Here is a 9,535-nt window from a genome sequence, read left to right on the forward strand (position 1 = left end):
CCACGCCGCCGCCAAGCCCCGGCAGTTGTCCGGCGGCCAGGCGCAACGGGTCGCGCTGGCCCGCGCGCTGGCCGTCCGCCCGCGCCTGCTGCTGCTGGACGAACCGCTGGCCGCGCTGGATGCCCACACCCGGCTGGAGATCCGCTCCCAGCTGCGCCGCCACCTGGCCGACTTCGACGGCGCGACCGTGCTGGTCACCCATGACCCGCTGGATGCGATGGTGCTGGCCGACCGCCTGATCGTCATCGAGAACGGCGCCGTCGTGCAGCAGGGCGTGCCGGGTGAGGTGGCGCGGCGCCCCCGTACCGACTATGTCGCCCGCCTGGTCGGGCTCAACCTGTACCGGGGGGTGGCCGACAGGGGCCGGGTCAAGGTCGGTGAGATGTCGTTCAGCACGTCCGAACACCTGGAGGGATCCGCGTTCGTGGCCTTCCCGCCCGCGGCCGTGGCGCTGTACCGCTCCCGGCCGGACGGCAGCCCCCGCAACGTCTGGCAGGCCCACATCGGCGGCATCGAACGCCACGGCGACAACGTCCGCGTGCACCTCGACGGCCCGATCACCGCCTTCGCCGACATCACTCCCGCGGCCCTGGCCGACCTCGACCTGACCCCCGGCCAGCAAGTATGGGTGTCGGTCAAGGCCACCGAGACCCACGCCTACCCGGCATGAACCGCGCCGCGATCTGCCACGCCGAGCCGTCCCGGCTGCTCGTGCGGGCCCTCATCCCCATAGCCGGTCGTCGGCGCACACCCTGATCTCAGCGATCCGGCTGATGTGCCGGCCTCCGCACCGGTCGCCCGGCACCACCAGGTGCGGTCCTTCCGCCGTCCGTACGACGATCGATCGACGTGGGCTCCACAGGCCTCTCCTCGTAACGAGCGGTCTTCAGGGCGTGTCGAAGGGGGCGACAGTGATCGCCGAGACGCACGACCGGTCGAAGGACCGCGGACTGTACAGGAATCCGTTCATGACCTTCGCGGCAACTCCGGCCGCTCAGTGGCGCGGTCGGAAGGATTCCCGGTAGCGGTGTGGGCTGGTGCGCAGTTCGCGGTCGAAGTGTGCGCGCAGTGCGCCGGCCGAGCCGTGCCCACTGCGGTCGGCGACGGTCGGGATGGGCAGGTCGGTGGTCTCCAGCAGGTGCCGGGCCAGCAACAGACGCTGGTGGGAGAGCCACGCGAGCGGGGTCGTGCCGGTCTGCTCCCGGAAGCGGCGCGACAGGGTGCGCACGCTGAGGCTGGCGTGCCGGGCGATGTCGGCGAGGGTGAGTGGTTCGGCCGCGTGTTCACGCAGCCATTCGAGAGTGGCGGCCAGGCCACTGTCAGCGGTGGGGGTCGGCGGCTGGGGGATGAACTGGGCCTGCCCGCCGTCGCGGCTGGCTGCCATGACGGTGGCACGGGAGGCGGCGACGGCGGCCACGGCGCCGAAGTCGCGGTTCACCAGGTGCAGGCAGAGGTCGAGACCGGCGGCGACCCCCGCCGAGGTGAACAGGTGACCGTCGCCGAGATAGAGAGGCCTGGCGTCGACGTGGACGTCGGGATGGCGATGGGCGAGTTCCCGGGCTGCGGCCCAGTGGGTGGTGACATGGCGGCCGGAGAGCAGACCGGCCGCGGCGAGCACGAACGCGCCGGTGCAGATGGACACGATCCGTACCCCGCGGCTCGCGGCCTCCCGCAGCAGGGCGACGACCGTGTCGGGGATGGGGCTCGTGGTGGTGACGCCCGGTACCACGATGGTGTCGGCGTCCTCCGCGGCGTCCAGGCCGTTCGGGGCGTCGATACGGTAGTAGCCGACACCGTACGGCGACGACGTGCGGATCAGCGGGCATCGGTCAACACTGTCTCAGTGCGATGTCGGCAGCTCCAGTGGCATCGCCGGTCCGGGCACACGCAGCGGGGCCTGAGGGCGAACTGAAGCCGACCGCCGTCGCCGTACACGGTTGCGTCCACCTCGAACACCTCGCCGATCGTGACCGGCGTCAGCACGTCGGCGGCCGGGCCCTGCGCCACCAGCCGCCCGGCGCGCAGGACGGCGACCGTGTCGGCGTACGTGGCGGCCAGGTCGAGGCTGTGCAGGGCGGCGAGCACGGTGACCTCCAGGTCCCGGACGAGTTCGAGGATGTCGAGCTGGTGGCGGACGTCCAGGTGGTTGGTGGGCTCGTCGAGGACGAGCAGGCGGGGCTCGCCGGCGAGGGCGCGGGCGAGCAGGACCCGCTGGCGCTCGCCGCCGGAGAGCTCGCCGACGCGACGCCGGGCATAGCGGGTGAGGCCGGTGCGGTCGAGCGCCTCGGCGATCGCGGCCCGGTCCGTACGGGTGAACCGGTCGAAGAAGCCGAGGTGCGGGGTGCGGCCCAGGGCCACCGTCTCGGCCACGGTGAACTCGAAGCCGGTGTGCTGTTCCTGCATGAGCACGCCGACGCTCCTGGCCGCGTGCGCGGTGGGTATGGACCACAGGTCGCGGTCGTCGAGGCGGACCGTACCGGCGTGCGGGCGGTGGGCTCGGTAGACGGCTCGCAGGAGGGTGGACTTGCCGCTGCCGTTCGGGCCGACGAGCGCCGCGAACCGTCCGGAGGGAACGGTCAAGGACACGTCGTCGATCACCTCTCGGCCGCCGAGCATGATCGACACGGAGTCGATGTCGAGTCTCATGTCATCTCCTGACCGGCCAGGCCGCGGGCCCGCATGACGAGCAGGAAGAACGGCACACCGAGGAACGCGGTGAGTACGCCGATGGGCAGTTCGGCGGGAGAGACCAGCGTCCGCGCGGCGACGTCGGCCCAGAGGAGGAAGACCGCGCCGAGCAGGACCGTGATCGGCAGCATGCGCCGATGATCCGCGCCGACCAGCATCCGAGCCAGGTGCGGCACGATCAGGCCCACGAAGCCGATCCCGCCGGACACCGCGACGACGGTGCCGGTCAGCAGCGTGACGAGGAGGAGCAGGTACCAGCGCATCCGGCCGGTGTCGAGGCCGAGCGCGGCGCCCGCCTCCTCACCGAGAACCAGGGCGTTGAGCCGGCGTGCCCGTACCAGCAGCAGTGCGGTGGCGGTGACCACGACGGCCGCGGGGACAGGCAGGGTGGCCCAGTTCGTGCCGGACAGGCCGCCGAGGAGCCAGAAGATGATCTGCTGCTGCGCGGCCGAGCTGTCGGTGCCGGCCAGCACGAACGAGGTGATTCCCGCGAACAGGTGCCCGAAGGCCACGCCGACCAGGATCAGCCGTACCGGCAGCAGCCGGCCTTGCCGGCTGGCGATGGCCAGCACGATGGCCATCGCGGAGGTCGCGCCGCTGAACGCCGCCACTGGCAGGGTGAGCGCCCCTACGACGGCGGATCCTGTGGTCAACACCAGGACCGCTCCGACGGACGCGCCGTGGGACAGGCCGAGCAGGTACGGGTCGGCGACCGGGTTGCGGACCACGCCCTGCACGACGGCACCGGCCAGCGCGAGCCCGGCACCGGCGACCGCGCCAAGCAGCACCCGCGGGAAGCGAAGACGCCAGACGATGACCTCGGCGGTGGCCGTGCCGTCGCCGCCACCGGTGAGGTGATGAGCGAGGATGCCGACGACCTCGCCGGCCGGCACGCCGACCGCTCCGATCCCGGTGGCGATCACGACCGAGGCGGCCAGCGTCGCCGCCAGCACAGCGACCAGAGCCGGGTAAGGCACCGCGACGGCCCGTAGCGGCAGCTTCTGGACGATGGCGGTCATGGGTTGCCTTCGCGCAGGTCTGTGGCGAGCCGTTCCAGCGCCTCAAAGTTCAACGGGCTGGGGAACGAGACCTGGTATTGAGACGCTGAGATGACTCTCCCCTCTTTGACGGCCGTGGTCCCGGTCAGCAGGGGGTTGCGCTTGACCTGGTCGACCAGGTGCCGGCCCTTGGCCTTGGCGAACGTGTAGTCGGTGATCACCCAGATCACCTGCGGGTCCCGCTTGACCACCTGTTCCGGAGAGACGTCTGCGTGCATCGAGGTGACATCGGCGAAGACGTTCTGGCCGCCCGCGAGCGTGAGGAGGGCGTGAGCGATCGTGCCGCTGCCGGAGGTCTTGATCGGCTGCCCGGCGACCGGGTTGTCCTGCACGATCATCACACGCGGCTTGGCGCCCGTGGTCCTCGCCGCGACGGCGTCCTGGCGGGCACGCAGTTCGGAGGCCAGCTTCTCGGCGCGGGCCTGGACGCCGAACACGGCACCGAGCCTGCGCACGTAGTCGTACACGGGCATGAGGTCGGTCAGTGGGGCGCGGCCGGAGGGCCCGCCGTTCATGGTCATTCCACCGCCTGGCATGCAGGCCGCCAGGCCCTGCGCGTTCACGGTGGCCAGGTCGGCGTCTTTCGGGCTGCCCGGTGGGCCGCCGAACGCGGAGAAGCCTGTCAGCACCAGGTCAGGCCGCTGCGCCGCGACGACCTCGGTCACCGGCACCCGCTCGGCCAGCACCGGGATCTTGGACAGCTCCTCCTCGTACGGGGATGCGTCCACCGTGAAGGGAGCGGGATACCCGGTGCCGACGATCTTGCCGGTCAGCCCGAGCCGGGCCAGTGCCTGGGCGGCGTACCCGTCGAGCGTCACCACCCTTTCCGGCACCCGGGCGAAGGTGATCTCCTTGCCGTCGCAGTCCTTGACCACGACCGGTCCGCCGGCGGCTGCTGACGGGGCCGCTGGTCGTGTGTCGCCGCAGCCCGTCGTCAGAGGCAAGGCCGTTAGGACGCACAGCATGAGCCGCCTCATCGGTCTGCTCCGTGAAGTGACACCTCGTGGCCGGTACGCCACAGCGGTTCCCGGCGTTCGTACTCCAGGACGCGCTGCAGCATCCCGGCCGCGTCCGCGCCGAGATGACGCTCGACGAGCCACAACGCAAGGTCCAGCCCGCAGGTGATGCCGCCGGCCGTCACCAGGTCGCCGTCGTCGACCACCCGCGCGTCCACGTGGCTGCCACCGGCCGCCACCAGCTCGGCGACCGCGCGATGGTGCGTGGTGGAGGCTCGGCCGGTCAACAGCCCGGCCGCGGCCAGCAGCAGCGCGCCGGTGCACACCGACGCGAACACCAGGCCCGGCCGGGCGGCGGCCGCCAGAGCGGCGGGCAGGGGCAGCCCGCCCTGGCTGGTCACGGTGCGCGGACCCTCGAGCGACACCAACCGCACCGTGACACCCAGGCCGGCGCGCCGGGCCATGCCCAGCACCTCAAAGGGGCCCACCACGTCGAGGTCGTCCACGCCGTCGAAGACGACGATGTCGACTCGCATGCATCCTCCAAGAATCGGGAGTCCCCATGTTCGCGAGGCGTCACCAGGTGAGGAAGTGGCCGGCACGCCAACATCCGCCAGGTCCTGGCCACGACGACGGGCACACTCCGGCTTGTCTTGAGTAGTCGGTGCCAGACCCGGACCGGTTCCGGAGAACTTCCGTGCGGGTTCGCACGACCGGCCCGCGGCGGGCTCGGCTTTCCGGGCGGATGGCCGGATACGGGGTTTCCGGCCGGGGCTTCGTGCGATGATGACGGCTGTGTCCCCAAGCGACCCGGTTCTGCGCATAGTCCGAGCCGCCGTCTTCACGGTGGTGTGCGTCGTGGTCTCCGCAGGTGGACACTTTTACGCCGGAGGTGCCGCGGTCGCGCCGGGCGTCGTGTTCGCCGGTGCCGGGGCGGCCTTCGCGCTGGCCTATGGGCTCAACGGCAGCGAGCGCAGCCGCGGGGCCGTGCTCGCCGCCACGATCGGGGCCCAGGCCGTCCTGCACGAGCTGTTCGCCCTGGCGGGCCCTGGCGACGACCTGTCAGCCCGTCACAGCCATACCAGCGTCGGCATGGTGCTGGTCCATCTGACGGTGGCCTGGTTGACCGGGTGGTGGCTGCACCGGGGTGAGAGCGCGTTCTGGCTCCTGCTGCGCCTGTGGGGTGCGGCGCCGCTCGCGAGGTCGCGCTGGCTTCTGGCCGATCCCGTCACTATCCCGACTCCGGTACGGCGGACCGTCCCGGTCGGCGAATCCGTGTCGTGCGCTCCGTGGGAGCTCACGACTACCGTCCAGCTCCGCGGACCTCCAGCACGACGTCACGCCGGTTGAAGCCGGCGCGATCCGGTGACCCGGCGCTCCATGTCCTCGGCAGCGCCGTTCCGGTTGTTCCCGGGCCTGTTCCGGGATCTCGTCTGGAGTTCGAGATGGCACGATTGCCGCGATTAGTCAGAAGCGCGGCGGCTGCGACGCCCAGCGGCGGGTGGCTGCCCGCATGCCGCAGACACGACGTCGGCGGCACATGAGCGCGGGCGGGGCCTTCCGCCTGGCGCGCGCCGTCGCCTTCTCCGTGGTCGGTACGGGGTTGGGGGCGAGCGCGCACGTGGCCGGCGGTGGGTCGGTCACCGGCCGGACCATGCTGTTCGGGCTGGCGGTCGCCTTCCTGGCCGCGCTGCCCGTGACCGGGCGCGAGAGAGGCATGGGCCTGATCCTGCCCCTGCTGGCGGCCGTGCAGGTCGCCATGCACGCGCTCTTCTCCACTGTTCACCTGCCGGCGCCGATGGCGGACATGGGCGGGCACGCGCACTCGGGCTTCGTCCCTGATCCGGGCATGCCCGCGGATCTGGGCATGCTCGCAGATCCGGGCATGGTCGCGGATCTGGGCATGCTCGCGGTCCACGCCGTCGCCGTGGTGCTGACCGCGCTCTGGCTTTCGCGCGGCGAGGCGGTCCTGTGGGCGGTGCTGCGGCGGCTCGCGGCCCGGTACGCCCTGATCGTGGTCTTCGACGGGCCGGTCGTCCCGAGGCCGGCCCACCCACGCCCGAGCCGCGCCCCTGGGGTTGTGCGGTCCGCCCTCCTCGAACATTCCGTTTGCGGGCGCGCCCCGCCGCGCCACTAGATCCTGCACCTCGCTCTCTCACCGGGCGGACCGGGTCCGCTCGGCATTCGCGCACGCCATTTTCCGAAGGAGTGTCCTGTGTCCGTTTCGCTGCGCATGCTGGGGGTCACGTGCCGTCACGGCACGGTCACCGCCGTGGACCGGGTGGATCTGGACCTCGCCGCCGGCGAGCATCTGGCCGTCACCGGCACCAACGGATCGGGAAAGAGCACGTTGCTCCGCGCGATCCTGGGCCTGCACCGCCAGACGAGCGGGCTGATCGAGGTCGCGGGGGTGCGGGCGCGCGGCCCGGCCGACTGGACGCGCCGGCGCGGGGAGGTGGCCTGGATCCCGCAGCGGCAGGCGGCCGGACGCTTTCCCTTACTGGTGCGGGAGTTGCTGGCCAGCAGCGGCCACACGGAGCAGGCCGTCGACGCCGCCGAGGGACTCGGCGTGGGCGGGCTCCTGGACCGGCCGCTGGGCCAGCTGTCCGGTGGCCAGCTCCAGCGGGCCTATCTGGCCCGGGCGCTCGGCCAGGTGGCGGCCGGCGCGGGAATGGTGCTGGCCGACGAGCCCACCGCCGCCCTGGACTTCGCCGGGCAGGAGCAGGTCGCGGCGGTGCTGGCCGCGCTGCCGGTGAGCGTGGTGGTGGTCACCCATGACCGGGCGGTCGTGGACGTCTGCGGGCGGGTGGCCGAGATGGCCGCCGGGCGGCTGCGGGAGACCCGGTGAACTCCCTCGGTGCGCTGATGGAGCTGCCCGCGGTGCGGTTGGCGCTGGTGGCCTTAGTGCTGGGCTCGGTCAGCCTGCCGATCGTCGGGGTGTTCGTCGTCGGGCTGGACATCATGCCTGTCCGCTTCGCCATGATGCACGTCGCGCTGCTGGGCATCGCGATCGGCCTGCTGACCGGCCTCGATCCGCTGCTGTGCGCGCTGGTGCTCTGCGGCCTGACCGGCGGGGCGCTCACGCCGATGGCGCGCAGCGACACCGGACTGTCCGGCGCGATGGGGCTGCTGATGACGCTGGCCATCGCCGCCGCCCTGCTGGTGCTGTCGATCTCGGGGGTGAACGCCAACGGCGCGTTCGAGCTGTTGTGGGGGTCCATCCTCGCCACCCACCCCCGGGACGTGATCGTGCTGGCCGTCCTGGCGGTGCTCGTCCCCGTGCTGTACCGGCTGCGCCGCCGTGACCTGGCACTGCTGCTCCATGATCGGGAACTGGCGCTCTGCTCGGGGGTGGCGGTGGAACGGCTCACCCTCGTCCTGCTGGTGGTGGTCGCCGTCGCCATCGCCTCGGCGATCCGGCTGACCGGAGCCCTCCTGGTCGACGCGCTCACGCTGCTGCCCGCGCTGGCCGCGCGCCGGGTCGGCCGCTCGCTTCCAGCGATGATCCGCTGGTCGGTGATCTTCGGTCTCGCCTTCAACCTCGGCGGATTCCTGCTGGCTCTGCTCTTCGACTTCCCGCCCGGCCCGACGCTCGTCGTGGTCGGCGGGCTCTGCACGCTTCTCCTTCACGCCATCCCTTCCTCCTCCCTGCTCACCAGAAAGGACACCCACTAGATGAGGACCTTCACCAGGATCTGCCTCGCGGTCGTCGCCGGGCTGATCGCCACTGCCTGTGGGAGCCCCACCGGCACGGCGGCCCCCAAGTCCGACGGCCTCAAGGTGGTCGCCGCCTCGACCTGGGAGGCGGCCTTCGCCAAGGCCGCCGGCGCCACCGACATCTCCGTGATCGTGCCACCCGGCGTGCAGCACGCGGCCGACTACGACCCCAAGCCCTCCGACCTGGCCAAGGTGGCCGAGGCCGACGTCGTGCTCTACGCCCCCTTCGAAGGGTTCGCCGGCAAGCTCAAGGAGGCCGCGGGCTCCAAGGCGAGGCTGGTCGAGGTCGCCCTGGACAACGCCCCCGACAAGGTCAAGGCGGAGGTGCGGCGGCTGGGCGGGGAGTTCGGCACCGCGGACGCGGCGGCGAAGTGGACGGCGACCTTCGACACCGCGTACGCCGCGCTCAAGCAGAAGGTCACCAGCGCCGCCAAGGACGCCAAGCCGGTGATCGTCACCCAGGCGTTCGTGGCCTGGGCCGCCGACCTGGCGGGCGCCCAGCCCGCCGGGGTCTACGGCCCGCAGCCGCCCACCGCCGGGCAGGTCGCCGAACTGGCGGCCAAGAAGCCCGCACTGATCCTGGACAACTCGGCCATGCCAGGCGGCGACGCGCTGGCCAGCGTGGGCGCCAAGCGCGTTGTGATCAACAACTTCCCCGGCGAGGGCTTGGACCTGATCCAGATGTACGGGGCCAACGCCGACGCCCTCATCGCCGCTTTCGCCTGACCGTCCGGCGGGCGGCCGGTGCCGGTCGCCCGCCCTTCTGGAGGTTCACGTGAACACACCCGTCCTCATCGTCGGCGGCCCGTCCCACGCGAGGAGAGCCCACTCTTCAGCAGGCGAACGGATCGATCGCGCCGATGAGCATCGCCAGGCCCGTCGCCAGGAAGAAATCACCCCACACCAGTTCATGGCGCGTGGCGACATCGCGATCCAGGTCGTAACAGCCGTCGAGCAGCCGTCCGTGGCGCACATGTTCCTCCAGCAGAACTCCGAGGACGAGGGCCGCCCGATCGCGCAGCGCTCCGGCCTCGCGCCGGTCGGCCAGCGCGGCCAGCTTCAGCGCGGCGACCACCTCGATCGCGGCGGCGGAGGTGTCCGGCGGGCCGTCCGGCC

12 protein-coding genes are annotated in these 9,535 nt (G+C 71.9%); 6 read left to right on the plus strand and 6 right to left on the minus strand.

Annotated features, from left to right (window positions below; translation table 11 throughout):
* On the plus strand, positions 1 to 670 hold a 670-nt coding region (locus tag DQW85_RS32970; RefSeq protein ID WP_113703686.1), incomplete at its 5' end, for a sulfate/molybdate ABC transporter ATP-binding protein.
* A gap of 324 nt (positions 671 to 994) precedes the next feature.
* Here the strand turns inward: DQW85_RS32970 and DQW85_RS32975 are convergent.
* From DQW85_RS32975 to DQW85_RS32995, 5 genes are read right to left on the minus strand one after another with little or no spacing between them, the layout of a single operon-like run.
* Entirely contained in the window at positions 995 to 1,819 is an 825-nt protein-coding gene (locus DQW85_RS32975) for a GlxA family transcriptional regulator (RefSeq protein ID WP_338043432.1), read from the minus strand.
* A complete protein-coding gene (locus tag DQW85_RS32980) occupies positions 1,816 to 2,646 on the minus strand; it encodes an ABC transporter ATP-binding protein (RefSeq protein ID WP_113703688.1) in 831 nt (276 codons plus the stop codon). The genes DQW85_RS32975 and DQW85_RS32980 overlap by 4 nt, the downstream gene beginning before the upstream one ends.
* Positions 2,643 to 3,707: a FecCD family ABC transporter permease gene (locus DQW85_RS32985; RefSeq protein WP_113703689.1), complete on the minus strand. Its 1,065-nt coding sequence runs from the start codon at positions 3,705 to 3,707 to the stop codon at positions 2,643 to 2,645. The genes DQW85_RS32980 and DQW85_RS32985 overlap by 4 nt, the downstream gene beginning before the upstream one ends.
* On the minus strand, positions 3,704 to 4,690 hold the full coding sequence (locus DQW85_RS32990; RefSeq protein WP_162795564.1) for an ABC transporter substrate-binding protein: 987 nt from the start codon (positions 4,688 to 4,690) through the stop codon (positions 3,704 to 3,706). The genes DQW85_RS32985 and DQW85_RS32990 overlap by 4 nt, the downstream gene beginning before the upstream one ends.
* A 29-nt stretch (positions 4,691 to 4,719) precedes the next feature.
* The gene (locus DQW85_RS32995) at positions 4,720 to 5,238 is read right to left on the minus strand and encodes a DJ-1/PfpI family protein (RefSeq protein WP_113703691.1); all 519 of its coding nucleotides are present in this window, start codon (positions 5,236 to 5,238) and stop codon (positions 4,720 to 4,722) included.
* Positions 5,239 to 5,497: 259 nt separating this feature from the next.
* Between DQW85_RS32995 and DQW85_RS33000 the strand changes: the two genes are divergently transcribed.
* The 5 genes from DQW85_RS33000 to DQW85_RS33020 all read left to right on the plus strand — a co-directional run bounded on the left by DQW85_RS33000 (position 5,498) and on the right by DQW85_RS33020 (position 9,145).
* On the plus strand, positions 5,498 to 6,052 hold the full coding sequence (locus tag DQW85_RS33000; RefSeq protein WP_162795565.1) for an MFS transporter: 555 nt from the start codon (positions 5,498 to 5,500) through the stop codon (positions 6,050 to 6,052).
* A gap of 163 nt (positions 6,053 to 6,215) precedes the next feature.
* Positions 6,216 to 6,839, plus strand: coding sequence for a hypothetical protein (locus DQW85_RS33005; RefSeq protein ID WP_162795566.1), 624 nt, complete (start codon positions 6,216 to 6,218; stop codon positions 6,837 to 6,839).
* Positions 6,840 to 6,917: 78 nt separating this feature from the next.
* The gene (locus DQW85_RS33010; protein WP_240197576.1) at positions 6,918 to 7,550 is read left to right on the plus strand and encodes a metal ABC transporter ATP-binding protein; all 633 of its coding nucleotides are present in this window, start codon (positions 6,918 to 6,920) and stop codon (positions 7,548 to 7,550) included.
* A complete protein-coding gene (locus tag DQW85_RS33015) occupies positions 7,547 to 8,377 on the plus strand; it encodes a metal ABC transporter permease (protein WP_240197577.1) in 831 nt (276 codons plus the stop codon). Before DQW85_RS33010 ends, DQW85_RS33015 begins: the two co-directional genes overlap by 4 nt.
* Complete coding sequence (locus DQW85_RS33020) at positions 8,378 to 9,145, plus strand: metal ABC transporter solute-binding protein, Zn/Mn family (RefSeq protein ID WP_113703694.1); 768 nt, start codon at positions 8,378 to 8,380, stop codon at positions 9,143 to 9,145. It begins immediately after the preceding gene.
* Positions 9,146 to 9,251: 106 nt separating this feature from the next.
* On the opposite strand, the gene DQW85_RS33025 is transcribed toward DQW85_RS33020, so the two are convergent.
* The coding region (locus DQW85_RS33025; protein ID WP_205315593.1) for a hypothetical protein at positions 9,252 to 9,535 on the minus strand (284 nt) is incomplete at its 5' end.

This window comes from Nonomuraea lactucae (genome assembly GCF_003313395.1).
In the GTDB taxonomy this organism is placed as follows: Bacteria; Actinomycetota; Actinomycetes; order Streptosporangiales; family Streptosporangiaceae; genus Nonomuraea; species Nonomuraea lactucae.

Excerpts from the sequence above, each read along its gene's own strand:
- DQW85_RS33005 (WP_162795566.1), top strand. The coding sequence starts at position 6,216 with ATGCCGCAGACACGACGTCGGCGGCACATGAGCGCGGGCGGGGCCTTC.
- DQW85_RS32980 (WP_113703688.1), bottom strand. The coding sequence starts at position 2,646 with ATGAGACTCGACATCGACTCCGTGTCGATCATGCTCGGCGGCCGAGAG.
- DQW85_RS33020 (WP_113703694.1), top strand. The coding sequence starts at position 8,378 with ATGAGGACCTTCACCAGGATCTGCCTCGCGGTCGTCGCCGGGCTGATC.
- DQW85_RS32985 (WP_113703689.1), bottom strand. The coding sequence starts at position 3,707 with ATGACCGCCATCGTCCAGAAGCTGCCGCTACGGGCCGTCGCGGTGCCT.
- DQW85_RS32995 (WP_113703691.1), bottom strand. The coding sequence starts at position 5,238 with ATGCGAGTCGACATCGTCGTCTTCGACGGCGTGGACGACCTCGACGTG.